This is a genomic window from Rhodoferax aquaticus, from assembly GCF_006974105.1.
GTDB classification, from domain to species: domain Bacteria; phylum Pseudomonadota; class Gammaproteobacteria; order Burkholderiales; family Burkholderiaceae_C; genus Allorhodoferax; species Allorhodoferax aquaticus_A.
In genome coordinates this window covers 2,872,637-2,895,967 of record NZ_CP036282.1, presented here as the reverse complement: position 1 = coordinate 2,895,967, position 23,331 = coordinate 2,872,637, and the positions used below count along the sequence as shown (strand labels likewise).

Genomic DNA, 23,331 nt, shown 5'->3' with positions numbered 1-23,331 from the left:
TCTATATGCCTAAGTAGCGCTGCTCAAGGTGGCGCTTAAAGTGTGCAGGGTTCAGCGACTCGCCGGTGGCGCGCTCTACCAATTCGGGGGTAGCCCAGCGACTGGCTTGGCTCCATATATGGTTTTGCAGCCAGTTGAAGATGCTAGATAGATCGCCTCGCGCAACTTGCGCATCGAGGTCTGGTGTGGCCTGGCGAAGCGTGTTGAAGTACTGTGCCGCATACATGGCACCCAAGGTGTAGCTGGGGAAGTAGCCAAAGCTGCCATCCGTCCAATGGATATCTTGCAAGCAGCCGTCGCGGTAGTTGCCCCGGGTGTCCACGCCGAGGTACGCCATCATTTTTTCGTCCCAGAGCGCGGGGATGTCATCCGGCGCAATGTCGTCGTTGACCAGGGCACGCTCAATCTCGAACCGCAAGATCACATGGGCGGGGTAACACAGTTCGTCCGCATCGACGCGAATGAAACCAGGGGCCACGCGCGTGTAGATGCGCGCGAGGTTGCTCGGCTCAAATGCGGATTGGTCACCCAGATGCTGGCGTATCAAGGGTGCAATCAGTTGCAAAAAGGCAGGGCTACGGCCCAGCTGCATTTCGAAAGCCAAACTCTGGCTTTCGTGGATGCCCATGGAGCGCGCGCGGCCGACGGGCAAGTGGGCCCATGCACGCGGCAGATTCTGCTCGTAGCGGGCGTGCCCGGTTTCATGCACCACCCCCATCATGCTGCGCATGAAATCCTCTTCGCTGTACCGGGTGGTAATGCGCACATCTTGCGCGACACCGCCACAGAAAGGATGCGTGGACACATCCAGTCGGCCCGCCGAGAAGTCAAACCCTAAGACTTCCATCACGGCCAAGCCCAACGCGCGCTGCTTCTCCACGGGGAAAGGGCCTTGCGCAGGCGTAAAAGACTCTGAAGCCTGTTTGTCTCGCACACGCTGAATGAGGCCCGGGAGCCATTGCTTTACGTCGCCAAAAATACGCTCAATGTGTGCGCTTTGGGTGCCAGGCTCGTACTTGGCCATCAATGCGTCGTAAGGCGACAGCCCTTGTGCTTGCGACAAAACCTGCGCCTCCTCTCGGGATAAGCGCACCACCTCACGAAAGTTATCCAAGAAGCCTTGCCAATCATGGGTCTTGCGCTGCGTGCGCCAAGCATGCTCGCACCGTGAGCCCGCAAGTGATTTGGCCTCTACCAAATGCGCTGGCATGACAAGGCTGTACTCCCAATCACGCTGCATTTCGTGCAGGTTGGCGCGATCCCAATCCGTCAAATTCTCCTGCTGGGCCGCTTGCAACTGGGCGGTCATGGCTGGGTCGGTCAGCGTTTGGTGCATGAGCATGTGCAACTCGGCCATGGCTGCGCTGCGTGCCTCGTTGCCTTGTGGCGGCATCATCGCGGCTTGGTCCCAGGACGCAATGGCGGCCAAGTGCTGGTAGCGGTACAGGCGGGTGAATGTGGCGGTCAGCGCGTCGTAGGCGGGAGTTGTCATGCGTGTTCTGTAGCCAAGAGAGTAAATCAGTAGAAAAGGCAAGCTTTGCAGCCACATTGTCACATCCAGCGCGGCCTGCTTGTCGGTTTTCATACCATTAGCTACAGTGGTTTTGGCGCTCTCGGTGTACAAACGGAGCCTCGTGTGGGAGCGCCTTGTGTGCGCTGACGGCTTTGGCTTTCTGATGTGGAACAGCCTGCTTGGCGAGTGATTCGCCTGAAACATGTCTTGAGGAAGCACTATGAAAGTTGTAATTCTGAACAATGCCGCTGAGGTTGCCGCCTACGGTGCACAGATATTTGTGAAACACATCAACGCCAAGCCCACCGCGGTGTTGGGGCTGGCAACAGGTTCTACCCCGGTTGCGCTCTACAAAGAACTCATAGCCGCTTACCAACAAGGGCAGGTGTCTTTCAAACATGTCAGTACGTTTAACCTCGATGAGTATTTGGGCCTCAGCGGGAGCCACCCCCAAAGTTACCGCCACTTCATGAACGGGCAGTTGTTTGACCATGTGGACATCAACAAGGCCAACACGGCGGTGCCAGCGGGCGATGCTGCGAACCCCTTGGAAGCGTGTGCCGCCTATGAAGCGGCGATTGTGGCTAAGGGAGGGGTGGACATTCAGTTGCTGGGCATCGGGCGCAATGGGCACATTGGTTTCAATGAGCCTTCGTCATCCTTGCGTTCACGTACCCGCGTGAAAACCCTGACCCGCGCCACCATTGATGACAATGCGCGATTTTTTGGCCCCGACGAATTTCAGCCACACCTATCTTTGACCATGGGGATTGGCACGATTCTGGAGTCCAAGAAAATAGTGCTACTGGCGACAGGCGAGAGCAAGGCTGATGCCATCAAGGCAACTGTGGAAGGGCCTTTGTCAGCCTCTTGTCCCGCGTCGGCCTTGCAATGGCATGAGCAGACGGTACTCATCGTCGATGAAGCGGCCGCCAGCAAGCTGTCTGACATCGACTTCTTCAAGCACATTGAGGCTGAGAACCAAAAACTGGTGCACCAATTCGCCACTTAGGAGACAGCGCTAGGTGCGCCTGGCGCTGACAGGGTGGCATCGCGTGTCACTTTAGAGCAGCGTGCTGGTTTTGGGCAAATATGCCCTGCTGCGCCCATTAAATAAGCGTGAACAGCTACTGTATTGATAGCGAAATGCGTTTCTTGGATCGGGCTCTAGTCGTTTCTGCGTAGTGCTGCTGGTCGTATCCGAGGTTACAGTGATGTAGAGGCTTTGCCTTCCATCACCATAACAACGAGGTACGACAATGCGATTTTCCGAAGACCACCTGGACGTGCTGACCTGCAGCGACAGCGTTCAGCGGCCTATCCATGTGTGGGCGGCTGAGCAGCCCAAAGCCGTTATTCTGGCAATTCACGGAGGGCTAGCCCACGCGGGTGACTATGTGACGCCGGCCCTGTATTTCAGGGCGCGAGGGTTTGCGACCGTGAGCTACGACATGGTGGGGCATGACCGCAAGCGGCGGGTGGATATTCCCAGCTTTGAAAACTTTTTAGCGGACACCGAGCTGTTGCTGAAGTGGATCAAGCGGAAGTACCCGCAGCTCCCGGTTTTTGTCATGGGCCATTCCATGGGCGCATTGATCGCAACCCACCTAGGGCTAGGGCGCTTTGCCAAAGACCCGGTCATCAAGGGCTTTGTGCTGTCCTCACCTTACTATGTCAACGCTATCCAAGTGCCAGCGGTATTGCTGAAGCTCTCGAGCGTGTTGTCCAAGTTGTTTCCCACCATGAAGGTGCCCATGGAGTCCATGACCGACATGCTGACCCATGACGCCACTATCACGGCGCGCCACCATGCCGATGAGTTAGACGACACACGTGCTTCTGAGGCTAGTTTCCGGTTTGCCGCCGCCTTACTGGGGGCTCAGGCTGCATTGAAGGGTACTCTGGCGGGCTGGCGTCAGCCTGTGTTTGCCGTGCTTGCCGGGCAAGACAAGCTTGCCAATGTCAGTGCATCGCAAGCGATGTTCAAGACCATGCCGCAGCACCTGTTGGACCTGCATGTGTATGCAGACAACTACCATGAGAACTTCAACGAAACCAACCGCGAGGAGATCTACGCAAGCTTGTTGGAGTGGCTGGAAGCGAGGCTATTGGCTGCTTAGATGCTGCACTGCTGGGTTTGCTTGGTCTGATCAAGGTGGGGCTGGCACGGAGATTGTTGACTTGTGTCAAGTTGCAAGGCAAGGGGCCAACCTATAGTTGGCCCTAGTTTTTGCAACGGTGCCATGCACCCATTTACTCCCGATCTATGCCAGTTGAACTTTACCGAGACGCAAGCCACACCTGTCTGATGTTTACCGACCTGATTGATGGGGACGCGCAGGCCGTGCAGTCCAATCAATTCTTGATTGTGGACAACGGCAGTGGCGCCATCATTGACCCGGGCGGCAACCTTGCGTTCAACGAATTGTTCATGGGCCTGAGCCGCCACTTCACGCCGCAAAACCTCTCCTATTTGTTTGCCTCGCATGCGGACCCTGACATCATTGCATCGCTAGACCGTTGGATGACATCCACACCTGCCAAGCTCGTGATCTCGCGCGTGTGGGAGCGCTTCGTCCCCCATTTCACCAAGGTGGGTAAGACCGACAACCGCATCATTGGCGTGCCTGACCAGGGTGGAAAGCTGCCTTTGGGGCGCAATGAGCTGTGGGTGCTGCCCGCGCACTTTTTGCACTCTGAAGGGAACTTCCATTTTTACGACCCTGTGAGCCGCATCCTGTTCACCGGCGACCTCGGGGTATCTATGACCAGCGGTCAACGTGCGCAAACACCTGTGACGCGGCTCGCAGACCAGTTGCCCCTTATGGAAGGTTTCCACAAGCGCTATATGGTCAGCAACAAGGTCTTGCGCTTGTGGGTCCAGATGGCGCGCAAGCTCGACATCAGCATGCTGGTGCCCCAGCATGGCGCGCCCATTACAGGCCCCGCCATTGCCGAGTTCTTTGAGTGGGCTGAAAACTTGTACTGCGGTGTCGATCTGTTTGACGAGCGCAACTACCAATTGCCCAGCGCGCGGCTGATCGCCTGAGGCGTAGGGTGCCCGCCAAGGCCGGAGTCTTTGCAGGCTGGGCTATGGGCAGACCCCAATCCCACTTTTTGCGCCACTGCTTTGATCGACATGTCGGTGCGCTCCAAGAGGCTTTGGGCCAAAGCCAAGCGCTGGTTTAGCAAGCATTGGCCCACGGTGCACCCTGTGATTTGCTTGAATTGGCGCGCTCAATGTACTGCGCCTGCCCCCCTTGGCGGTGCGGCGCCAGCACCCTACGCCGCGCCACGCGCTTGGCAATCTCGGCCCCCCAGTCGGTGCGCAGCAAGTGCAAACCACAGTCCAGCCCAGCGGCACTGCCAGCTGAGGTGACGATGCTGCCATCGTCCACGTACAAGACCGCGGAGTCTCCATCCACCTTGGGAAAGCGTTGGGCAACGTCGTCGGCCAATTGGCAATTGCCAATTGCCAGTGGCTGATGTCGTTAAACACCACCACGGCCACTGTGCTGGTGAATTGCTACAAAAAATATAGCTGTATGCGCAATAGATATGGGCGCAAACAGTACTTTTTCCTAAGTTTTGCGACCGTGATGGTGCATGCTTGACTATATATTTTTGTAGAGTAATATGCAAATATGTTGTGGAATCTACTTATTGTTTCAATGCCCACCGAAAACACCACGGCGCGTATGCGTGCGTGGCGGGCGCTCAAGGCATGTGGTGCAGCGGTGTTGCGTGATGGTGTTTACCTGGTGCCAGCAAGCCCCAGCACGCAAGCCAGTCTGGCGTCTGTGGGCGAAGATGTGCTGGCCCATGGAGGCTTGGCCTACCATTTGGCGTTGGATTCAGTCGCTCCCTACGACTTTGAACCTTTGTTTGACCGCAGTACCGAATTTGCGGCGTGGATGCACGATGTGCAAGCCTGCGGCGCGCAACTCAAGCCCGACAACGCGGCCGAAAGTGTGAAGGCAGCGCGTAAGCTGCGTAAAACTTTTACCCAGTTGTGTGCCATTGATTTCTTTGCGGGGGAGGTGCAAAAGCAAGCCGCGCAGGCTTTACTTGAGCTGGAGGCTAAGGTGCATCAAGCCCTGTCCCCCAATGAGCCCATGGCAGCGCCAGCCCAAGCCATAGCCCGGCTGGACCGCGCTGAGTACTTGGGTCGCACCTGGGCCACGCGCAGTCGCCCTTGGGCCGACCGTCTCGCCTGTGCATGGCTCATCAAGCGCCATATTGACGCCAACGCCACGCTTTTGTGGCTCAGCAGCCCCGAAGAATGCCCCACAGATGCGCTGGGCTTTGACTTTGACGGCGCGCGCTTCTCCCACGTAGGCGCAAAAGTGAGTTTTGAAGTGCTGCTAGCAAGCTTTGCGTGGGACAGCCCCGCATGGCAGCGCCTTGGGGCATTGGTGCACTACTTGGACGTTGGGGGCATTGAACCCCCTGAGGCTGCAGGCATTGAGCGTGTTTTGGCCGGGCTATGCACTGCGTTTGCGGACGATGATCAACTGCTCGTGGCCGCAAGTGCGGTGTTCGATGGCTTGCTGGCCTCTTTCGAGAAAGAAGTAAAGGTATGAACACAGCGACTGTTGCCCAGGGGCATGAGATGCCTGCCCCGGTGAGTTTTGCCCAGGCATTTTGGTTCTGGCTCAAGCTGGGGTTCATTAGCTTTGGGGGCCCCGCCGGGCAAATCGCCCTCATGCACACGGAGCTGGTGGAGCGAAGGCGCTGGATCAGTGAGAAGCGGTTTTTGCACGCCTTGAACTACTGCATGCTGCTCCCCGGCCCAGAGGCGCAGCAGTTGGCGACTTACATTGGCTGGCTGATGCACCGCACACGGGGCGGCATCGTGGCTGGGGTTTTGTTTGTGTTGCCGTCGCTGCTCATTCTCATTGGTTTGTCCTGGGTCTATGTCGCTTTCGGCAGCCAGCCCGTAGTTGCGGGTGTTTTCTTTGGCCTCAAACCCGCAGTGACCGCACTGGTGCTGCACGCGGCCCACCGCATTGGCACGCGCGCCTTGAAAAACAACTACCTGTGGGCGATTGCAGGGCTGGCTTTTGTGGGCATCGCGTTCTGGGGCTTGCCATTTCCCGTCATTGTGTTGGCGGCGGCGGCCATTGGCTTTTGGGGCGCGCGTTGGGCCCCGCAGGTGTTTGCCGTTGGTGGTGGGCACGGCGCAGCCAAGGCTAACTATGGCCCCGCCTTGATTGACGACACCACACCCACGCCTGCACATGCCAGATTTAACAAGCGTGCTTTGCTGTGGGTGGCAGGTTCGGGTGTGGGGCTGTGGGGCGCAGCCATGTTGGCGCTACTGGCTCTCTATGGTTGGCATGGTGCTTTTACCCAAATGGCGTGGTTTTTTACCAAAGCTGCACTGCTCACATTCGGTGGGGCCTATGCCGTGTTGCCCTACGTGGTGCAGGGGGCAGTAGATCACTACCAATGGCTCACCCCAGCGCAAATGATGGACGGCTTGGCGCTGGGCGAAACCACGCCCGGCCCGCTCATCATGGTGGTTGCGTTTGTTGGTTTTGTCGGCGCTTGGACACATGCCGTACTGGGGCCGGATGCCTTGTTTTTAGGTGGTGCCGTGGCCGCTGTGGGGGTGACCTTTTTTACGTTTCTACCTTCCTTTGTTTTCATCTTGGCCGGTGGGCCGTTTATTGAGTCAACCCATGGCAATTTGAAACTCACGGCGCCTCTGACTGCCATTACGGCAGCGGTGGTGGGCGTAGTTGCCAACCTGGCATTGTTCTTTGCTTACCACGTGCTCTGGCGCAGCGGGTTTCAGGGGCCGTTTGACTATGTCTCTGCCGCCATTGCCTGTGCTGCTGCAGTGTCTTTGTTCTATTTCAAGCACGGGGTCATGGCCGTCTTAGCCGCGTGCGCCGCCGCAGGTTGGCTGCTGGCGTATGCCGCCCCCACACTCATTCAACTTCACTAAACAAAGGGTTTCACTATGTTTCTCACTCCCATGCCTCTGCCATTTGACCCAGCTGCTACTGCAGGACTCTCTGAAAAGTTGCACTTAAGCCACCACCAAAACAATTATGGGGGGGCGGTCAAGCGCCTCAATGCCATTCGCGAAGAGTTGTCGCAGCAACCCATTGCGCTAATGCCGGGCTATGCACTCAATGGCCTTAAGCGAGAGGAACTCATCGCCACCAACTCTAAGCTGCTCCATGAGCTCTACTTTGATAGCCTGGGCGGAGCGGGTCAGGCCATGGTGCCCGCCATGGAGCTGGCCCTCATGGCAAGCTTTGGCAGCGTGGCCCGCTGGCGTGACGAGTTTGTAGCCATGGGAAAGGCCTTAGGGGGCGGGTCAGGATGGGTGACGCTGGTCTTCGTGCCCCAAGAGGGGCGTATGGTCAACCAATGGGCTGCTGATCACACGCACATGGTCGCTGGTGGAACGCCGGTCTTGGCGATGGATATGTACGAGCACGCCTACCACCTAGACCACGGCGCCAACGTGGCTGCCTATGTGGACGCGTTTATGGGCAACATTGCCTGGGACAAGGTGTATGCGCGTTACCAACATGCGGTGCATGCAGTGGGAGAAGCTTTGGCGGCGCCCCCCGATACGGTCGACGCCGCGTTTGTGGTGGATGTGCGGCGTGCGGGCGTGTTTGCACAAGCCTCCGCCATGCTGCCGGGGGCCGTATGGAAAGACCCCGCTTTGGTGGCGCAATGGGCGGCTGAGCTGCCCACGGACCGCGAGGTCTTGGTCTACTGCATCTATGGCCATGAAGTAGGGCGCTCAACCGCCATGCAACTCAAAGCACGTGGTGTGAACGCGCGCTACCTGAGTGGTGGCATCGATGCGTGGGAGAAGACCGGCAAGCCTGTACAAGCCAAGGCCTAGTGACCCCGGCGCTGGCTGCTACAAAATTTGTAGGCCGCCCCACGTGTCGTTAGAAATGTGTGTAATACACACTACTGTCTAGCGACCTGAAAGTTACAAGCATGAGGATTGTCGGTGAGTTCAAAAGGTGGGTGTGCTGCATAGCCACATGGGCGTGTGCGTCAGCGTGTACTGCCCAAGTGGTGTTCCCATTGCCTGCGGATAAGGACCGTGCCCGCTTTGACTTTGAGTTCACCGTTTTGCAGCAGGCTTTAAGTGTGGACCACAAGCAGGCATCAGGACCGTTGCCCTTGGCGAGCACGGTGGTCTGGAGCGAGCATGGCATGAACTTGGATCGCGCACTTTTAGAGCTTGCTGCCGGACGCATTTCTATAGTGCCGCGTTTCGCTACGCCCACGTTGGCGCAGAGCTTTACGGAGGTCGACTTTGCAATCGACAAGGGCTTGCAGAGCAAGCGGGTGCTGCTAACCCGAAAAGATGTGTTGCCCAAGTTGGCCGGTGTGCGTGATGCCATAGAACTGAAGCCCCTTCGCTTTGGGGTGCTGGTGGGTTGGCGAGACAAGCAGCTGCTCCAAGATGCAGGCTATTCGGTGGAAGCCACCAATGCGTTCGACGGCTTGTTTCAAATGCTGGCCAAGGGCCGCACGGACGCCATTTTGGTGGGTGCGTTGCACCATGCCCAAATTACACCCCTGATGTCGAAGTACAAAGGCTTGGTGACTGAGCCCTCGCTGTTCATTGAGGTGCCTACGGAGCAACGCTTTTACACCGCCCTCACAACTGAGGGCGCAGCGCTAGCCCGGCAGGTGCAAGCAGGCTTGCAGTCTTTGCAGCGCAGCGGGGAGTTCGACAAGATTCACCTGCACTACTTCGGGCAGCCCGAGCGTTTGTTGCAAGGGCGCAGAAGAGTCACGCTTACCCCCCACAACTAGCATCGCAGGGTGCCATGGTGTGCGCGAACTGCAGGTGTCGCGCTTACAGCGCAATGCCGGCCATGGCCGCTAAGGCGGCGGTGTCCATTGCCCCCACGTTGCTAAGAACCTGACCCGTCTGTGCGTTCTTGGTGATCACAAAAGGCACGGATTCAACCTTGAGGCTATTCAACAACTGCGTGTTGGTCTTGATAACGGCCTCTTGTTCGGAACTAAGTTTAGGGGTGTCTGATAGGCCGCCAGTGCCGGCTAGCAAAGATGCCTCATGCACCGCCATAAGTTCCGCTGGGTTCGGTGCTGCCAAAAGGGCTGCCCCTTGCGGCGCACTTTTGCCGTTGATGAATGAAATGGGAATCCAGACGAACTTTGCTTTCTTCATCAGCGGTTGGGCCGCGTTCCACAGGTGTGCACAGTGGGGGCACTGCGGATCAAACATCACGTAAACCGTGTTGGCGCTCATCAACGCGCCCACTGTGAACCCTTTGGCGGTGCTAGTGACTTGGTCCAAGGTGGATTGCGTAGGCTTTGCGCCGGAGCCGGAGCTTGCGACCGGCAAATCATCCGGTTTGCTGCAGCCAACGAGGGCCAGAGCCGCGCCTCCTAGCAGTGGAGCGGCAAGCAGACGGAGTGCGGAGCGGCGAGCAAGCGCGAAAGACGAGGCTGAAGTGGCAAGGGTCATAAACAAGGAAAGGAATGGTTGGAAAAGTCGGCACTGGCAGCAAGTGGTGTAGCCAAGCCTAGGGAGTTTAGGAAGATAGAGTGCGGTTGGCTTCTATAGGTTCCCGTGCTGGGTGTGATTACTTTTTAAGCATGGGCTGCAAAGCCCCGCTGCATGCGGGTTTGGAGGCTTGTAAACAATGTTATCCACAAGGTGGTGCACAGTATCGGCGGGTAAGTTGCGGGGGGCTGCTTGCAGAGTTTTTGAGGGTGTGTCAAAGCATATTTTGCGCAAATTTCCATACCATAAATTTTCTTCCCATTCGAGAGCCGGGTCACTGCGAATGTAAACACGCGTGGGTGTGATGCTTTTTAAGGCACCGTGTGCAAAGCACCTATTGGCGCGGGTTTGGGCAGTTGTGCCAGCACTTATCCACAAAGTGGCCCACAGTAATTTGGAGTAAGTTTTTGCAGGTATTTAGGGGACCGCGCCTAGCAAAATTTGTTTGTCCAAGGGGCTGGGCTGCTGGATTTGGCCTGTGGATGCCGCCAGCCCATCCTGTGCCTGTCGGGTGGTCCACACCGCGCGGCTTGAATAAGCTGAACCCGCACCCAAGTGAGGCAACAAGCGGCGTGTGCCCCACAACCATCACAAAGACTGGACTCTAGGTTGGCGATTTATTTACTCGGTCTCTTTGCCTTGTGCATCATTTTGGGCATTGCGGGGCAACCACTATGGAAGACCTACCAGCGCAAGCGGTGGGCGCAGCATCCGTTTCCAGCGCACTGGCGCAAGATCTTGCGTAAGCGCGTGCCATTGGTGGGGCGTTTGCCTACGCATTTGCAACTGCAGCTCAAAAAGCACATGCAGGCCTTCATTGCAGAAAAGCCGTTTATTGCCTGTGGTGGCTTGCGTTTGACGGAAGAAATGCGCGTCGTGATTGCGGCGCAAGCATGCTTGTTGGTGCTGAACCGCTCGCTAGCCCACTTTGACCATGTGCGGCAAATCTTGGTGTATCCGGCGGCCTTTGCAGTGGATCGCGTGAGTACCGATGGCGCAGGTGTGCAGCAAGAGCACCGCCAAGCTTTGGCAGGGGAGTCTTGGTCCCAAGGGCAGGTCATTTTGTCTTGGCAAGATGCTTTGGAAGGGGCAGCAGAACCCAGTGACGGCCGCAATGTGGTCATTCATGAGTTTGCCCACCAGCTAGACCAAGAAAACGGCGCGGCCCACGGCGCGCCACCGCCCAGCGTGGGCAATACTGCGCATGACCCGGTGCGCTGGCAGCGGGTGATGGGGGCCGCATTTTCCGACTTACAGCTTGCGGCGACGCAGGGGCATGCAACCTTGCTCAACCACTATGGCGCGCAAGACCCTGCGGAGTTTTTTGCCGTAGCGTCAGAGACCTTCTTTGAGCAAGGTGCTGCGCTGCAAAGCGACAATGTGGCGCTGTACCAAGCACTCAAGGCTTACTACCAAGTAGACCCGGCGGCTTGGTAAGCGCGAGCCGCCCAGGTGACGTATGGGTCTTACTGCGCCCAGAGCCTGCCATAGGCACCGCTGGCTTTGAGCTTATTCAGGCCCGTGTCACATCAACGGTGTCTTCGTTTGCGTTTGCATGTGCAAGTCAGCGGCTTCGTTTAGTGAATGCTACGGGGCGCCTGTGTCGGCACCCACGGCGGCCCACGCACAGCCGATTGAGTGCTTAAGCACCTACCTTCACGCCCTTCCAAAAGGCCACGTGGCCGCGAATGGACTCCGCCTCTGGCTTGGGGTCTGCGTAGTACCACACCGCGTCAATATTCATTTCGCCATTGACGATGAGCGAGTAGTAGCTGGCCTGGCCTTTCCAAGCGCAGGTGGTTTTGTGGTTGCTAAAAGTCACGTACTCGCGCTTGAGCGCACTTTCGGGAAAGTAGTGGTTGCCTTCAACCAAGACGGTGTCGTCGCTCTCCGCAATCACGGTGTTGTTCCAAATGGCTTTCATGGGGTTCCCTTTGCATGAGGTGAGGCAGTGTTAGCGCTGCAATAACGAGCCCATGGGCCAAGCTTGACGCCTTGGCCCATGGGCTTGGTTTCATTGTGCCTGCGCTTGGATCGCAGCGCTTGCGCCAATTGCCGTGGGGGCGCACATTGGTTGGCCCCAGCCGTTAGCCACTAGCGTGGCACATGTAGCCTCAGCGGTCACCGTGGCGTTGCGCAATTGGGTTTTGCCTGCGGGGCGCAAAGCCACGTAGCGCTTGCCATCTGGCGAGGGTGCCGGGTCGCGCAGCACATGCCCCGTCTTTTCCAGTGGCAAGACCAGCCTTAGCACCCCAGACATCGAAAGCCCTAGTGGCCGCGCCAAGTCTGCCACGGCAATGCGGCCCAATGGCGCGCGGGCGATGCGTGTGAGCAAGACCAAGTCTTGGTAAGACAGGCCGTGGGCCCAGGCCAGTTCCTCGTCTAAGGCGAGCTGGATTTGGGCATGTGCAAAGCTGGTTTGCAGGCACACATCTAAGGGTGAGTGAGTGAAGCAGCGTGTCATAGCGATGTCCTCACGCATTACTGGCTTGCTCGGTGGCTTGCGCTGCATGGGTCGGCTTGGTCGGAAGGTTGTATCCCCGCGCCGAAAAGCACTGCAACTCCTCTTGCCAAAGCGCCAGAGATGCAGCTAATTCCGCTGCATAGTCAAAATCTGGTTGTTCACGCTCTGCAATGCGGTCCAAAACTTCAAATTGAAACGCCTGCGGCCCATGGTTCAGCCAGTCGGCCAACAAGGCCTTGTTGCGATGCGTTTGCATGCTGAGTTCAAACCGATGGCGGTTCATCGCTCCCGCAAGGTTGCTGCTGCCGCCCACGTATACGCGTTGGTTCACCGTGTTGCGGATGGCAAATACGCCCATGGGCACCATGGTTGCCATGTATTGGTCTTTGAGAGTTTTGTTCTTTGACATATTGCAAAAAAAGGATGTGGCGCTCACCAAATATGCGTGAGCAGCTACTAAATTGATAGTGGTGCGGGCTTTTGCCCACGTCGGCTTGCGGCCGCTCAGTCGGTGCCGGGCACCATGGCGTGCTTGCCCATGGTCAAAACGACATGCCCATGCTGATTGGCAAACGCTTGCGCTTGTTCGTAGGTGCTAAACCAGTGGTTAAGGCTGCCTGTAGCGCCATTAGGGTGCAATAAGTGGGCCACTGCTTCTAGGCATTGCTCGCGCAATACAGGCAGGTAGGTCTCCCAATCGGCAAAGCCCGCTTCCACAGCCAAGGTGCGCAAGAAATGCTTGCGCTGCAGTGCATGGCGGCGTTGGTAGATCGTCTTCAGTGGTTCGTGTGCAAACACGCCGGCGGCATGGGCGCGCCGGATGGCGGGCATGGCTACGCTGATGGGGCCTTTTTGCGCGGCGCGATGCAACTTGCGCGCGAGTTGCAGCATGGCGTCGACGGCGGTACTGTCGCGTGCTTGCTCTTGTGGCGGTTCACCATCACTGATGGGGTGCGGTGGGGTGTGGATGCTTTCTTTGCGCATACCAGCTCCTTGTAGTCCAAGGGCCGTTCTCGCAATGGGCCAATGAGGAGGGGTATGCAAGCGAGGTGCTTGCGATGCAGGTGCTAAGGCTTTCGCGAGTGGGCGTCCTGTGAGCCCGCCGCGATTGTAGCAAGCACCGACCTTTGCGACGCTAGGCCATGGGCAGGCGCGACTTGCAGCGGGGGAAATTGCTGCATCCCCAAAAACCGGAGCCACCTGCGCGAGGCTTGCGTTCTAGCATCTTGACGCCGCAACTTGCGCAGGTAGGGCGCCAGTAGTCGCCCTCGTACGCAACGTCTAGCAACGCTTTTTGCTGCTCTGGAGAACGCTTGGCAATCAATGCAAGCAAGCCTCTACCGTCCAGCGCGTTGATGCCATTGGCCTTGGCAAACGAAACGGCATCTTCGGTGAACGTAGATGTCGTTGCGTAGGTGCCGCGTTTAAGGCCATGTGAAGCCATGACACCAAAGAACTCGCGCATCTCTTTCACGCCCACGGGTTTACCTTGCCAATGCTTGCATTGCACAACGGCTGCGGGTCCTTTGGCATTGCGGGAATGAAGCCAAATGTCAACCCCACCGTCAGCCCCATGCGATTGGGACTTGGTTTCGAAGCCGGCCTGCGCAAACAAGGCCTCGCACACGGCCTCAAATCGACGCCACTCAATAGAGGCAAACACCGCCTTGCTCCACAGCGACTTTTGCGCCAGTTGTCCAGCCTTCGCCAAGTGACGCCCCCTAAACTCCACTTCGATCACATTGGATTCGCTAGGTGGGCTGGATTTCAATGGGGCTGGCTTGGTTGCGTAAAACGGGGCCGGTCTGGTGCTGAGCGACCCCTTGAACTTGGGGAGGGACGGGGTGCGACTCTTGTAGCTCGAATAGGCCAACATGACTAACCCTGCGGTGAGCAGCAGCACGCCAGGCACCATGAGCGCTTTGGCAAGCATGAGGCCGATGGCGGAGTTGCCCAAAAGCTGCGGCCCAAAGAGCATGGCAGCGCCTAACAAGGAAACGGTGACCCCCATCTCGTGCGCAGATCGCCTCAGCGTCTGTGGACGGGTGCGTCGATTAGGACGTGCCAAATGCAAGCTCCCTCAAGGTTTGGGTGCGGTCCATCTCTTACCACTTGGACCGCTTGGTGCGTGATTTTACTTGAAGTATCGGGCCACCGCGCTCATGGAATATGCGCAACTAGCTAGCAAATATGTAGCAAATTTCGTTTTTTAATGGGACTGATTGCGTTACACGCTACGAGGGTAGCTTGGCGCTTACCCAACGCACAATATCCGCAGATCCCATGGCACCGGCTTGTCGGGCAACTTCCCGGCCATTGACATACAAGGCCAAGGTCGGAATGCTGCGGATGTTGAAACGCCCACCCAACGAAGGCACAGCTTCCGTGTCAACTTTGGCTAACCGAACCCGCGGCTCAAGCTGCTTAGCGGCGGCCTCATAAGCGGGTGCCATGGTCCGGCACGGGCCGCACCAGGGCGCCCAAAAGTCGACCAGCACAGGGATGTGATTGCGCGCAATGTGCTTGTCAAACGCCGCTTCGTCCAAGGCCGTTGGGTGCCCTGTGAACAAAGCTGCTTTGCAACTGCCGCAGTCCGGTTGGTGCGAGAGCTGTTCCACGCGTACCCGGTTGGTGGTGTGGCAATGGGGGCAAACAATGTGCAGGGTGTCGGTAGTCATGGTGCATATCTGGAGTCAAAACAAATAGTATCAAGTACCGTTATTGGGCGGCGCACGCAGCAGTGTTTCGCCACAATGGCTCAACGCTACCTAACGCACGGAGTCAGCATGTACATTGGAGAACTCGCAAAGAGCACGGGAGCCTCGCCCAAAGCGATTCGTCTGTATGAGTCTATGGGCTTACTGGGGAAGGTGCTGAGGAGTGGCGCCTACCGCGTGTACTCAGAGCGCCACGTGGCACAAGTGCGACTGATCAAACAAGCGCAAACCATGGGTTTCAAACTGGCTGACGTGGTGCCTGCTATGCGCGCCGGTAGCGTGGAGCCCGACTGGGCGCTGTTGATGCAGCAAGTGGAGCACAAACGCTCTGAGATTGCCCTTGAAATCGTTCGACTGAAGCAACTAGACCAGCAGTTGTGCCAGATCAATGTCGAAATACGCGTCTGTGCAGAACTCGCTTGACTCTGTCCCTAGGGGCAGACTTAGGGTGGTGGCTTCCTCAATTTGAAGCACCTCCATGCCAAAAAATGTACTCGTGGTACTCGGCCACCCTTCCAACACTAGCTTTAGTGCAGCCCTTGCAGACACCTACCTAAAGGCTGCGCATGCGGCGGGCCATACCGTGCGCTTGCTGCGCTTGGCGGACCTCAGTTTTGACCCTATCTTGCATGGCAGCAACCCGCATGCGCAGGCACTAGAGCCAGACTTGCTGGCAGCGCAAGAGAGCATTGTGTGGGCACACCATGTGGTGTGGGTTTTCCCCGTGTGGTGGGGCGGCGTGCCGGCCTTGCTGAAAGGGTTCTTGGACCGGGCCTTTACTTCCGGCTATGCCTATAAGTTCAACAAGGGTTCGCCGTTGCCGGTGCCCTTGTTGAAAGGGCGCACCTCGCACTTGGTGGTGCCCATGGACACGCCGCCTTGGTACTACCGCTGGGTCTACCGCATGCCCGCAATCCAGCAAATGAAAAAAACTACCTTGGAATTCTGTGGTTTGCGCCCCGTGCGGACCTTGATGCTAGGACCCATCATCCACTCCACCCCAGCGCAGCGCGAGCAAATGTTGGAGCAGGTGGCCAAGCTCGCTCGCACCCTATAACACAGAGTTGCCGGGTGAAAACCCCCTGCGCGGCCGCTGCCTAAAGTTTGGGCAGCCTCTCCAAACCCAAGCGGGGCAAGGGTTTGGCGGCTTGTGAACACGCTTATCCACAGACGAGTCCACAGTAGGGCGGGGTAAGTTTATTTGCGAATTCGCAATCAAGCCTTCGCCCACACCAACAACAGGTTGTTGGCGGGCATGTCAATGCGGGCTTGCAGCCGCAGGCCCGCAGCCTGCGCCTCATCTTGCACCGCTGCAACCGTACGTATGCCCCAGCTAGGGTCATGGGTGCGCAAACTTTGGTCAAACTCTTGGTTGCTCGGCAAGGGCACCACGCCGTCTTCAAAGTAGGGGCCGTAAGTAATGAGCAGGCCTTGTGCATTCAGTGCCTTGGTGCTGCCGCGCATCAAGGCACCGCAGGCCTCCCACGGGGCAATGTGCAGCATGTTGATGCACAGCACCAAGTCAAAGCCCGCAGGCTCCATGGTCCAAGGTTCTCGGCACACATCGAGTTGCAATGCCTCCAGCACATTGTCTAAACCTGCTTCGGCCGCGCGCACCTCAATGTTGTACAGGGCGCCGCGGTGCACTTCAGTAGGCTGCCAGGTCCAGTCGGGCATGTGCTGCGCAAACCAACACACGTGCTGCCCAGTGCCTGAGGCGATCTCTAGTGCATGGCCCTGTGCGGGTACCAAGGCCTGCAGCCGCTCCAATATAGGGTGTTTGTTGCGTTCAGCGGACGGGCTAAAGTCGGGCTGCGCCATAGGGCTTAGTGGGTCACCATTTCGTAAATGACTTCCTCGCTCTCCACCAAATCCAAAATGTCGTTGAGCACGTTCTCGTTGTCGGTATTGGTCCAGGTTTCTTCGGGGTTGCTGGCAAACAGAGGTTCAATGGCCAGGTCAAGGTACTGACCGTCGGGCATTTTGATGACTTCGCCACCTTCGGAGGTGGTGATCAGTTCCCAGTCATCGGGTACCGACATTTCTAGTTTGATGGTGACGTTGAGTCGTTTCATGGTGTGTTCCTCGTAATGATCTTGAGAGCGTAACCGATGCCATGTAGGGCCTGTAAACGCTAGCTTTCCCTAGTTTGAGGCCCTATGTGGCGGTACACATACGCTTGCGCGCCCCGAAACGCAATGGTGCCTTCGCGCTGTGCGCCCATGCGCTGCGCCACGGCGTTGGATGGTGTGTTGTCTGTTAGCACCACGCTGACTGCGGTTTGCCAGCCAAAGTCTTGGTAGGCGGCTTGCAGGGCGCGGGTGGCTGCTTCGGTCGCGAAGCCTTTGCCATGGTGCCCCAGCATGAGTGCCCACGTAATCTCTGGCTCAACCCAAGCCTCGGGAAACCACATGCCCGCCAAGCCCACGTAAGCGCCGCTGGCCTTTTCTTCCAATGCCCATGGTCCATAGCCACGCAGTGCCCAGTGCCCGGAATAGACCGCAAACTTGCGCCAAGCATCTTCCCGGTTGCAAGGGCCGCCATAGGTGGCAGACACAGGGCTGGCGTAAAACGCGGCCATGGTGTCAAAGTCGCTCTCGCGAAATGCCCGCAACAGCAGGCGATCCGATTCGAGGGTAGGGATGGTGAACGTCATAGGGTGTTGGGCTGTTGATGGGGCGGCACGGGGCAGCGTTTTTCTCAGCGATGATAGAGGCCTATGCACGCCCAACTCCCCACGCCCGATAAAGACGCCATTGCCTTGCTTCCTGCCTTTGAACGCTTGGGGCCTGATCGCATTACCTTGGTTAACACTGGGGCCCAGGCGCAAGAAGCCTTGGTGCAGTTGGCCAAGGCCAAAGCTTGGGGCTTTGATACGGAGTCCAAACCCACCTTCAAGGTGGGTGAAGTCTCAGACGGGCCGCATGTGTTGCAGCTCTCTACCCGTGCGCGTGCCTGGGTGATCCAGCTGCATGACCCGCAATGCTTGGCCATTGCCGCGCAACTCATGGCGATGCCCGGCATCACCAAAGCCGGTTTTGGCTTGGGGGATGACCGCAAACGCATCTTGCACAAACTGGGGGTGGAGCCTGTGGGCGTGCTGGAGCTCAACACCATTTTTAGGGAACGCGGCTACCGCAAAGACATGGGCGTCAAAGGTGCCGTGGCCGTGCTGTTTCACCAGCGCTTTATCAAGTCTAAAAAAGCAGCGACCAGTAACTGGGCCAACCCCACGCTGACAGATGCGCAGCTGCTCTATGCAGCCAATGACGCGTATGCCGCCATTCGCGTGTACGAGGCCTTAGGGCTCTGACATTGCCCTGCGTGTTGGGCCAGAACCGCATGTCGATGCAGCCTCTGACTCGCCGGCGAATTTAAGCAACAGTGGGCGAACTGACTTCAGGGCTGGCCGCTGCGGGCCCCTGCAGCAGGTCCTTGGCGCTGCGGGTCATGCTCTCCAACATAGCCAGCAGGCTCTTCAAGAAATCACCGCTGCGTGGCGAAGTGCGGCTGCCATCGGCGGCTGAGGCCGTGCTTTCTTGCAAATCGGCAAGCGCTGGGGCCGCTGCGGGTGCGGTAGCCGCGTCGATGTTGGCGTACACCGCCGCAACGCGCTGTGTCTCTTGGGTTCGCAGATCGAAGGAATAGGCACTTAAGGTTTCAGCATTGCCCGAGATGTCAATGCGCGCCGCTGAGTGCATGGCCTGCTCCAAGTCGCCAGCGAAGAAGTCTTGGGCCACCGCGTTGATTTGTTTGACCAGCGCGTCCACCGACGCCGCTTCTTGCGGGGTGAGGTCGCCTTGCAAGGCGTACTGCACATCCAACGATGCTTGACGGTAGGTGGTGAGCTGTGCCGCGTTGTTGGGTGAACTGCGTGTCTCGCTTTGCACTGCAGTGCTACTCACACCAAAGCTCTGCTTTTGGAACAGGCTGACCGTGGCCACATCCCCTTGTTGCGTGGTGATCTCAAGGTTAAAGCTGTCCCGACGGTCTACTCGGCTTGTCTGATAGCTGGACGATGTGCTGGCTGGCGCCCCTTGGTTGGTGTACAGCGCGCTGTCGGGTGCCTCGGACTTGGCGGCTGTGTAGCGGGTTGGCTCAGTGGCTTGCGCCGCCTGTGTGACCACCGGCTTGACCGGGTGAACGCGGTGGGCCCCGGTCGCTGCGCTGACCGCTGTCCGCAAGGCTGCAGGCGCAATCGAAATCAAGCTGCTAGACATAAGGACCTCCTAGGGGCACTGCCCGGGTTTGCCACGTAGGGCGAGGCATCTAAGAGCTTTATCGACCATAGCCTGAACCGGCTTGAGGCCTTTTCGTAGAAAAGTGGCGTGCCAATGCCGGTGCGGCTACCATGCCGCACTTATGAAAATCAGCCGAATCTTCCAGCCGCGCAACCCCATGTTTTGGTTGATGATGCTTCTCAACCTCATGTCCAGCCTGTTGGCCTGGGTCACCCACACGCAGGCCTTGGCGGCTTGGGTGAGCGTCGTGATTGTGTGTTTTGCTATTGGGAATGCCCTGTTCGGGGCATGGTTGGCGTGGCGCCTGGCGCACACTTAAGCCAACACGGGTGCGCGGGCTGGCTTGGCCCAACGCCGGGCAAAAAAAAGGGCCCTGAGGCCCTTTGATTACTTGTTGGCAAAACTCGCGTAGTAGGCAGCCACCGCCGGGGTCTGCGCAATGCGCTGCATGTGTGCGTTCAAGGCAGGGGCCACTTGTTCCACCAAGTCGGTGGGCACATGGTCCAGGTTGCCAGAGTTCAAGCCGCGTACATCCACAAACACCTTCAAGTCAGCCACCGTGAGTCGCTGGTCCGCAAAGTACTCGCCACCACGCGCCAGTAACTGGGCTTGCAGCCACTTGAGGTACATCGGCATGCTGCCGTTCACCAAGGCCAAACGCGCTTCTTTTTGTGCCTCACCCGTCATACGAAACGAAGGGCTGAGCCGCACGGTCGCGTCTTCTACCACCGACAGCACTTCGTCACACAGCAAGGCCTGAAACGCATCGGTCGGGTACAGACCTGCCAGCCGGCCCACATAGCGGGTAATGGCATCGCTCTGCGTCACCTGCGCACCATCTACATGCAAGACGGGTACTTGTCCGAAAGGGGTGGTCTTGCGAAACTCTGCGAACTCAGGAAACGCAAAACGGTGGTCTTCAAATGCAATTCCCCCAATGGCCATGGCCAAACGCGCGGGTTCGCCGCGACCCCCGTGGAAATTGAAATAGCTGAGTTTGAGTTGAGGCATGGTGTTTTCCTGTGGGTGGGTAAGACGGCACAAGACTGTGCCAAGCCCAGCCATTCTAGGGGGCTGGCGGGGTTTGCGCCGCCAGCGCGCCCGCGTTTACAAAGTGGGGTAGTCGGTATAGCCCACAGGGCCTGGGGTGTAGAAGGTGGCTGAGTCCGGCGCGTTCAACGCGGCTTTGGCCTTCACACGCGCAGGCAAGTCGGGGTTGGCCAAGAAAGCCGTTCCAAACGCCACCGCATCGAGCTTGCCTTCAGTGATCGCAGTCTCCGCTTCTTCTGGGCTGTAGCCCATGTTGCCAATGAGCACACCCTTGTACTTTTCGCGGGCCACGGGCATGACGTCAGCCTTTTGCACGCCAAAAAAGTCAGCACGCATCACATGCAGGTAGGCCAGGTTAAACGCATTGAGCTTGTCGGCCAAAAACGCCATCAGGCCCAGCGGGTCGCTGTCCACCATGCTGTTGTAGCTGTTCAGAGGCGACAAGCGCAGGCCCACACGGTCCGCACCAATGGCTGCAGTCACCGCCGTCAGCACTTCAAACAAGAAGCGGGCGCGGTTTTCTAACGAGCCGCCGTAGGCGTCGGTACGCTTGTTGGCACCGTCGCGCAAGAACTGGTCGATCAAATAGCCATTGGCACCGTGCACTTCCACTCCGTCAAAGCCCGCAGCAATCGCGTTCTTGGCACCTTGCACAAAGTCCGCCACGATAGCGGCAATCTCGTCGGTGCTCAGGGCATGGGGTACGGCGTTGGGCACTTTGCCATTGGGCGTGTGAATATCGCCGTCAATCGCAATGGCGCTGCTTGATACCGAGCCCTTGCCACCGTTGATATCAGGGTGTGCCGCGCGGCCTGCGTGCCAGATTTGCATAAAAATGCGCCCGCCCTTGGCGTGCACGGCGGCGGTGGTCTTCTTCCAGCCTTCAATTTGCTCGGCAGAGTACACGCCGGGCTCCGCCACAAAGGCCGAGGTGCCGGGGGTGACCATGGTGCACTCGGTGATCAACAAGCCGCCGGTGGCGCGCTGGGCGTAGTACTCGGCCATCAGCTCGTTGGGGAGGTGCTCCATCCCTGCACGAGTGCGGGTCAGGGGTGCCAAGATAAAACGGTTAGGCAGGGACAATGCGCCAACTTGCAGGGGACTAAATAGCATGGTGAGTTACCGGTGAGGTGATAGAACAGGGGCGCGAAGGTATCACGTAGCTAATACACATGGGGCCCACGGGTTTGTGCAAAATAGCTTAGGGCGGCGCGCTTAAATGCAAGACCTTCAGCCCAAAAATGGCAGCGCAGCCGAACGGCCCTGTGCCTGCCCGCAGTCAACTTGGGCCATTGAACACTGGCGCTGTGGCGATTTCTCAGTTGTATCCCATTGGTACACCCGTCACATCGGGCGCGCCGCCCGTCAGCGGCTTAGCTCAATACGGCAGCCACCAGCGCCAAGCCAATCGTCCACAGGTCTACGTCTGTTGAGCGTTCTGGGCGGGCTGCTTGGGCCAGGGTGGGTGTGCGCTGGCGGTCGCGCTCTAGGCGCATGAGGGCATCGGCCACATCGTGGGTTTGCTGTGCTTGGCCTGCGGGTTGCGCGGCTTTGGCGTAGCCCTGCAAGGCGCGCTCTACGGCGGTGGGATCTAAGAGGGACAGAGCCGAGCGGCAGTGGGCGCAGGCGTGGTCGGTGCGCAGGTCCACCGGTGCGCCGCAGCTGCTGCAGTGGATTACGGCTACCTGCTTGGCAATGTCGGCAATCTCGTGGCGGGTGAGTTGCCGCACAAAGCCTTTTTCAATCATGAACGACGAAAACGCACTAAAGCGCCCATGCCCCCGCGCACAGCGGTAGGTGATGTAGCGCCCGCTGCGCACCACGTCAAAACCTCGGGTTAGCGGGCCTGTGCAGCGTGGGCAGTCCACATTAGCGGCCAAAGGCTGGTGGGCCTCGGCGCGCTTGTCGTGCAAGAGCTTGAAAAGCTGCGCCACCCCAGCGGGGGCCAACTTCAGGTTTTCTTGCGGGTCTATCCACATGCCCTGGCACTGAAAGCACAGGTCCAGCTCAATGGGCGCGCCATCGTGGCCGGGCAAGGGCTGCTGGTGCATGGGGCTGCCACACGATGGGCAAGGCACGGCGCTTGGGTTGTTCATGGGGCTGGTTTGGATAGGACGCAAGAGCAGGGCGGCTTACGCGCGCTCTAGGTCCCGAATCAGGCTCACCACCTTGGTGGTGATGATGTCTACCGCAGGGCCGTTGGCACCGTGGGGCAAGATGACATCCGCGTTGCGCTTGGTGGGCTCTATGAACTGCTTGTGCATGGGGCGCACGGTTTCCAGGTATTGCTTGATCACGCTCTCCGTGCTGCGACCGCGCTCCGCAATATCGCGCTGCAAGCGGCGGATAAAGCGCACATCGGCCGCGGTGTCCACAAAAATTTTGAGCGACATCATCTTGCGCATGTCCGCATCAAACAGCGCAAACAAGCCCTCCACCACAATCACCGGCGCGGGCTTAACCGTGATGGTTTTGTGCGAGCGGTTGTCCGCCGCAAAGTCGTACTCGGGCATCTCGATGGACTCGCCCCGGCGCAGCGCTTTGAGGTGCTGCACCATCAAAGGCCAGTCAAACGCTTGGGGGTGGTCGTAATTGGTTTTGCGCCGGTCTTCGGGCGACATGTGCGACTGGTCGAGGTAGTAATCGTCTTGCATCACCACCGCCACCATCTCCGGCCCGATGGAGGCCAGCACCTCACGCGTCACCGTGGACTTGCCACTGCCGCTGCCGCCAGCGACGCCGATCACAAAGGGTTTGTTGTTGGCTTTGTTCATGTGATCTCCGTATCCAGACTGGCAAAGCGCGCTATTTTACAAGGCGGG

Annotated in this window: 28 protein-coding genes and 1 pseudogene; 12 read left to right on the top strand and 17 right to left on the bottom strand. The window is 58.3% G+C overall.

Annotated elements, in window-relative coordinates; genetic code table 11:
* Position 1 precedes the first annotated feature (1 nt).
* A complete protein-coding gene (locus tag EXZ61_RS13300; protein WP_142814242.1) occupies positions 2-1,492 on the bottom strand; it encodes a carboxypeptidase M32 in 1,491 nt (496 codons plus the stop codon).
* A 241-nt stretch (positions 1,493-1,733) separates the two neighbouring features.
* Between EXZ61_RS13300 and nagB the strand changes: the two genes are divergently transcribed.
* The 3 genes from nagB (at position 1,734) to EXZ61_RS13285 (ending at position 4,562) form a co-directional block, all read left to right on the top strand.
* A complete protein-coding gene (gene nagB, locus EXZ61_RS13295; RefSeq protein WP_142812224.1) occupies positions 1,734-2,525 on the top strand; it encodes a glucosamine-6-phosphate deaminase in 792 nt (263 codons plus the stop codon).
* A 247-nt stretch (positions 2,526-2,772) separates the two neighbouring features.
* Positions 2,773-3,633, top strand: a complete 861-nt coding sequence (locus EXZ61_RS13290) for an alpha/beta fold hydrolase (protein WP_142812223.1) — start codon at positions 2,773-2,775, stop codon at positions 3,631-3,633.
* Between the two features lie 146 nt (positions 3,634-3,779).
* Positions 3,780-4,562, top strand: a complete 783-nt coding sequence (locus tag EXZ61_RS13285) for an oxygen-binding di-iron domain-containing protein (RefSeq protein ID WP_142812222.1) — start codon at positions 3,780-3,782, stop codon at positions 4,560-4,562.
* Between the two features lie 41 nt (positions 4,563-4,603).
* Here EXZ61_RS13285 and EXZ61_RS13280 read toward each other — a convergent pair.
* Positions 4,604-4,971, bottom strand: a pseudogene (locus tag EXZ61_RS13280) (GlxA family transcriptional regulator); the annotation flags it as partial.
* Between the two features lie 213 nt (positions 4,972-5,184).
* Between EXZ61_RS13280 and EXZ61_RS13275 the strand changes: the two are divergent.
* From EXZ61_RS13275 to EXZ61_RS13260, 4 genes are all read left to right on the top strand, one after another.
* The gene (locus EXZ61_RS13275) at positions 5,185-6,096 is read left to right on the top strand and encodes a chromate resistance protein ChrB domain-containing protein (RefSeq protein WP_237218959.1); all 912 of its coding nucleotides are present in this window, start codon (positions 5,185-5,187) and stop codon (positions 6,094-6,096) included.
* On the top strand, positions 6,093-7,466 hold the full coding sequence (gene chrA, locus EXZ61_RS13270) for a chromate efflux transporter (RefSeq protein ID WP_142812220.1): 1,374 nt from the start codon (positions 6,093-6,095) through the stop codon (positions 7,464-7,466). Before EXZ61_RS13275 ends, chrA begins: the two co-directional genes overlap by 4 nt.
* A 15-nt stretch (positions 7,467-7,481) precedes the next feature.
* Positions 7,482-8,387 carry a Fe-Mn family superoxide dismutase gene (locus tag EXZ61_RS13265; protein WP_142812219.1) on the top strand — a complete coding sequence of 302 codons (906 nt, stop codon included), beginning with the start codon at positions 7,482-7,484 and terminating at the stop codon, positions 8,385-8,387.
* A gap of 101 nt (positions 8,388-8,488) precedes the next feature.
* Positions 8,489-9,319, top strand: a complete 831-nt coding sequence (locus EXZ61_RS13260) for a substrate-binding periplasmic protein (protein ID WP_142812218.1) — start codon at positions 8,489-8,491, stop codon at positions 9,317-9,319.
* A gap of 43 nt (positions 9,320-9,362) precedes the next feature.
* Here EXZ61_RS13260 and EXZ61_RS13255 read toward each other — a convergent pair whose 3' ends face one another.
* Positions 9,363-9,827: a DsbA family protein gene (locus EXZ61_RS13255; RefSeq protein WP_237218958.1), complete on the bottom strand. Its 465-nt coding sequence runs from the start codon at positions 9,825-9,827 to the stop codon at positions 9,363-9,365.
* An 819-nt stretch (positions 9,828-10,646) separates the two neighbouring features.
* Here EXZ61_RS13255 and EXZ61_RS13250 point away from each other — a divergent pair.
* Positions 10,647-11,474 carry a M90 family metallopeptidase gene (locus EXZ61_RS13250; RefSeq protein ID WP_142812216.1) on the top strand — a complete coding sequence of 276 codons (828 nt, stop codon included), beginning with the start codon at positions 10,647-10,649 and terminating at the stop codon, positions 11,472-11,474.
* A 205-nt stretch (positions 11,475-11,679) separates the two neighbouring features.
* Here the strand turns inward: EXZ61_RS13250 and EXZ61_RS13245 are convergent, their stop codons facing one another.
* The 6 genes from EXZ61_RS13245 to trxC all read right to left on the bottom strand — a co-directional run bounded on the left by EXZ61_RS13245 (position 11,680) and on the right by trxC (position 15,179).
* Complete coding sequence (locus EXZ61_RS13245) at positions 11,680-11,961, bottom strand: DUF427 domain-containing protein (protein WP_142812215.1); 282 nt, start codon at positions 11,959-11,961, stop codon at positions 11,680-11,682.
* Between the two features lie 90 nt (positions 11,962-12,051).
* Positions 12,052-12,501, bottom strand: coding sequence for a MarR family winged helix-turn-helix transcriptional regulator (locus EXZ61_RS13240; protein WP_142812214.1), 450 nt, complete (start codon positions 12,499-12,501; stop codon positions 12,052-12,054).
* 10 nt (positions 12,502-12,511) lie between these two features.
* Positions 12,512-12,910, bottom strand: coding sequence for a GIY-YIG nuclease family protein (locus EXZ61_RS13235; protein WP_142812213.1), 399 nt, complete (start codon positions 12,908-12,910; stop codon positions 12,512-12,514).
* Between the two features lie 95 nt (positions 12,911-13,005).
* Positions 13,006-13,485 (bottom strand): hypothetical protein, encoded by a 480-nt coding sequence (locus EXZ61_RS13230; protein ID WP_142812212.1) that lies wholly within the window; start codon positions 13,483-13,485, stop codon positions 13,006-13,008.
* 151 nt (positions 13,486-13,636) lie between these two features.
* Entirely contained in the window at positions 13,637-14,512 is an 876-nt protein-coding gene (locus EXZ61_RS13225; RefSeq protein ID WP_142812211.1) for a restriction endonuclease, read from the bottom strand.
* A 223-nt stretch (positions 14,513-14,735) separates the two neighbouring features.
* Complete coding sequence (gene trxC, locus EXZ61_RS13220) at positions 14,736-15,179, bottom strand: thioredoxin TrxC (protein ID WP_142812210.1); 444 nt, start codon at positions 15,177-15,179, stop codon at positions 14,736-14,738.
* 108 nt (positions 15,180-15,287) lie between these two features.
* Here trxC and EXZ61_RS13215 point away from each other — a divergent pair, with 108 nt between their 5' ends.
* Both EXZ61_RS13215 and EXZ61_RS13210 read left to right on the top strand, forming a co-directional pair.
* Positions 15,288-15,641, top strand: coding sequence for a MerR family transcriptional regulator (locus EXZ61_RS13215; protein ID WP_142812209.1), 354 nt, complete (start codon positions 15,288-15,290; stop codon positions 15,639-15,641).
* Positions 15,642-15,696: 55 nt separating this feature from the next.
* On the top strand, positions 15,697-16,275 hold the full coding sequence (locus EXZ61_RS13210) for an NAD(P)H-dependent oxidoreductase (protein ID WP_142812208.1): 579 nt from the start codon (positions 15,697-15,699) through the stop codon (positions 16,273-16,275).
* Between the two features lie 158 nt (positions 16,276-16,433).
* On the opposite strand, the gene EXZ61_RS13205 is transcribed toward EXZ61_RS13210, so the two are convergent.
* Genes EXZ61_RS13205 through EXZ61_RS13195 form a run of 3 tightly spaced genes read right to left on the bottom strand, consistent with a single transcriptional unit; the run spans position 16,434 to position 17,874 of the window.
* A complete protein-coding gene (locus EXZ61_RS13205; RefSeq protein WP_142812207.1) occupies positions 16,434-17,039 on the bottom strand; it encodes a DUF938 domain-containing protein in 606 nt (201 codons plus the stop codon).
* Positions 17,040-17,044: 5 nt separating this feature from the next.
* On the bottom strand, positions 17,045-17,293 hold the full coding sequence (locus EXZ61_RS13200; protein ID WP_142812206.1) for a hypothetical protein: 249 nt from the start codon (positions 17,291-17,293) through the stop codon (positions 17,045-17,047).
* Positions 17,294-17,352: 59 nt separating this feature from the next.
* Positions 17,353-17,874 (bottom strand): GNAT family N-acetyltransferase, encoded by a 522-nt coding sequence (locus tag EXZ61_RS13195; protein ID WP_142812205.1) that lies wholly within the window; start codon positions 17,872-17,874, stop codon positions 17,353-17,355.
* 63 nt (positions 17,875-17,937) lie between these two features.
* On the opposite strand from EXZ61_RS13195, the gene EXZ61_RS13190 reads away from it, so the two are divergent.
* Positions 17,938-18,531, top strand: a complete 594-nt coding sequence (locus EXZ61_RS13190) for a 3'-5' exonuclease (protein WP_142812204.1) — start codon at positions 17,938-17,940, stop codon at positions 18,529-18,531.
* A 61-nt stretch (positions 18,532-18,592) separates the two neighbouring features.
* Here the strand turns inward: EXZ61_RS13190 and EXZ61_RS13185 are convergent, their stop codons facing one another.
* Positions 18,593-19,438, bottom strand: coding sequence for a hypothetical protein (locus EXZ61_RS13185; RefSeq protein WP_142812203.1), 846 nt, complete (start codon positions 19,436-19,438; stop codon positions 18,593-18,595).
* A gap of 142 nt (positions 19,439-19,580) precedes the next feature.
* On the opposite strand from EXZ61_RS13185, the gene EXZ61_RS13180 reads away from it, so the two are divergent.
* Entirely contained in the window at positions 19,581-19,778 is a 198-nt protein-coding gene (locus EXZ61_RS13180; RefSeq protein ID WP_142812202.1) for a hypothetical protein, read from the top strand.
* Between the two features lie 68 nt (positions 19,779-19,846).
* Here the strand turns inward: EXZ61_RS13180 and EXZ61_RS13175 are convergent, their stop codons facing one another.
* The 4 genes from EXZ61_RS13175 to udk all read right to left on the bottom strand — a co-directional run bounded on the left by EXZ61_RS13175 (position 19,847) and on the right by udk (position 23,283).
* Positions 19,847-20,470, bottom strand: a complete 624-nt coding sequence (locus EXZ61_RS13175) for a glutathione S-transferase (protein WP_142812201.1) — start codon at positions 20,468-20,470, stop codon at positions 19,847-19,849.
* A 96-nt stretch (positions 20,471-20,566) separates the two neighbouring features.
* Complete coding sequence (locus EXZ61_RS13170; protein WP_142812200.1) at positions 20,567-21,622, bottom strand: alkene reductase; 1,056 nt, start codon at positions 21,620-21,622, stop codon at positions 20,567-20,569.
* Between the two features lie 260 nt (positions 21,623-21,882).
* The gene (locus EXZ61_RS13165; protein ID WP_142812199.1) at positions 21,883-22,605 is read right to left on the bottom strand and encodes a TFIIB-type zinc ribbon-containing protein; all 723 of its coding nucleotides are present in this window, start codon (positions 22,603-22,605) and stop codon (positions 21,883-21,885) included.
* A 36-nt stretch (positions 22,606-22,641) separates the two neighbouring features.
* Positions 22,642-23,283 carry a uridine kinase gene (gene udk, locus EXZ61_RS13160; protein ID WP_142812198.1) on the bottom strand — a complete coding sequence of 214 codons (642 nt, stop codon included), beginning with the start codon at positions 23,281-23,283 and terminating at the stop codon, positions 22,642-22,644.
* Between the last annotated feature and the right edge of the window lie 48 nt (positions 23,284-23,331).

What these genes read in the sequence shown, in the direction of transcription:
- EXZ61_RS13300 (WP_142814242.1), bottom strand. Translation starts at nt 1,492, where the DNA reads ATGACAACTCCCGCCTACGACGCGCTGACCGCCACATTCACCCGCCTG.
- nagB (WP_142812224.1), top strand. Translation starts at nt 1,734, where the DNA reads ATGAAAGTTGTAATTCTGAACAATGCCGCTGAGGTTGCCGCCTACGGT.
- EXZ61_RS13290 (WP_142812223.1), top strand. Translation starts at nt 2,773, where the DNA reads ATGCGATTTTCCGAAGACCACCTGGACGTGCTGACCTGCAGCGACAGC.
- EXZ61_RS13285 (WP_142812222.1), top strand. Translation starts at nt 3,780, where the DNA reads ATGCCAGTTGAACTTTACCGAGACGCAAGCCACACCTGTCTGATGTTT.
- EXZ61_RS13275 (WP_237218959.1), top strand. Translation starts at nt 5,185, where the DNA reads ATGCCCACCGAAAACACCACGGCGCGTATGCGTGCGTGGCGGGCGCTC.
- chrA (WP_142812220.1), top strand. Translation starts at nt 6,093, where the DNA reads ATGAACACAGCGACTGTTGCCCAGGGGCATGAGATGCCTGCCCCGGTG.
- EXZ61_RS13265 (WP_142812219.1), top strand. Translation starts at nt 7,482, where the DNA reads ATGTTTCTCACTCCCATGCCTCTGCCATTTGACCCAGCTGCTACTGCA.
- EXZ61_RS13260 (WP_142812218.1), top strand. Translation starts at nt 8,489, where the DNA reads ATGAGGATTGTCGGTGAGTTCAAAAGGTGGGTGTGCTGCATAGCCACA.
- EXZ61_RS13245 (WP_142812215.1), bottom strand. Translation starts at nt 11,961, where the DNA reads ATGAAAGCCATTTGGAACAACACCGTGATTGCGGAGAGCGACGACACC.
- EXZ61_RS13240 (WP_142812214.1), bottom strand. Translation starts at nt 12,501, where the DNA reads ATGACACGCTGCTTCACTCACTCACCCTTAGATGTGTGCCTGCAAACC.
- EXZ61_RS13235 (WP_142812213.1), bottom strand. Translation starts at nt 12,910, where the DNA reads ATGTCAAAGAACAAAACTCTCAAAGACCAATACATGGCAACCATGGTG.
- EXZ61_RS13230 (WP_142812212.1), bottom strand. Translation starts at nt 13,485, where the DNA reads ATGCGCAAAGAAAGCATCCACACCCCACCGCACCCCATCAGTGATGGT.
- EXZ61_RS13225 (WP_142812211.1), bottom strand. Translation starts at nt 14,512, where the DNA reads ATGGGGGTCACCGTTTCCTTGTTAGGCGCTGCCATGCTCTTTGGGCCG.
- trxC (WP_142812210.1), bottom strand. Translation starts at nt 15,179, where the DNA reads ATGACTACCGACACCCTGCACATTGTTTGCCCCCATTGCCACACCACC.
- EXZ61_RS13215 (WP_142812209.1), top strand. Translation starts at nt 15,288, where the DNA reads ATGTACATTGGAGAACTCGCAAAGAGCACGGGAGCCTCGCCCAAAGCG.
- EXZ61_RS13210 (WP_142812208.1), top strand. Translation starts at nt 15,697, where the DNA reads ATGCCAAAAAATGTACTCGTGGTACTCGGCCACCCTTCCAACACTAGC.
- EXZ61_RS13205 (WP_142812207.1), bottom strand. Translation starts at nt 17,039, where the DNA reads ATGGCGCAGCCCGACTTTAGCCCGTCCGCTGAACGCAACAAACACCCT.
- EXZ61_RS13200 (WP_142812206.1), bottom strand. Translation starts at nt 17,293, where the DNA reads ATGAAACGACTCAACGTCACCATCAAACTAGAAATGTCGGTACCCGAT.
- EXZ61_RS13195 (WP_142812205.1), bottom strand. Translation starts at nt 17,874, where the DNA reads ATGACGTTCACCATCCCTACCCTCGAATCGGATCGCCTGCTGTTGCGG.
- EXZ61_RS13190 (WP_142812204.1), top strand. Translation starts at nt 17,938, where the DNA reads ATGCACGCCCAACTCCCCACGCCCGATAAAGACGCCATTGCCTTGCTT.
- EXZ61_RS13185 (WP_142812203.1), bottom strand. Translation starts at nt 19,438, where the DNA reads ATGTCTAGCAGCTTGATTTCGATTGCGCCTGCAGCCTTGCGGACAGCG.
- EXZ61_RS13180 (WP_142812202.1), top strand. Translation starts at nt 19,581, where the DNA reads ATGAAAATCAGCCGAATCTTCCAGCCGCGCAACCCCATGTTTTGGTTG.
- EXZ61_RS13175 (WP_142812201.1), bottom strand. Translation starts at nt 20,470, where the DNA reads ATGCCTCAACTCAAACTCAGCTATTTCAATTTCCACGGGGGTCGCGGC.
- EXZ61_RS13170 (WP_142812200.1), bottom strand. Translation starts at nt 21,622, where the DNA reads ATGCTATTTAGTCCCCTGCAAGTTGGCGCATTGTCCCTGCCTAACCGT.
- EXZ61_RS13165 (WP_142812199.1), bottom strand. Translation starts at nt 22,605, where the DNA reads ATGAACAACCCAAGCGCCGTGCCTTGCCCATCGTGTGGCAGCCCCATG.
- udk (WP_142812198.1), bottom strand. Translation starts at nt 23,283, where the DNA reads ATGAACAAAGCCAACAACAAACCCTTTGTGATCGGCGTCGCTGGCGGC.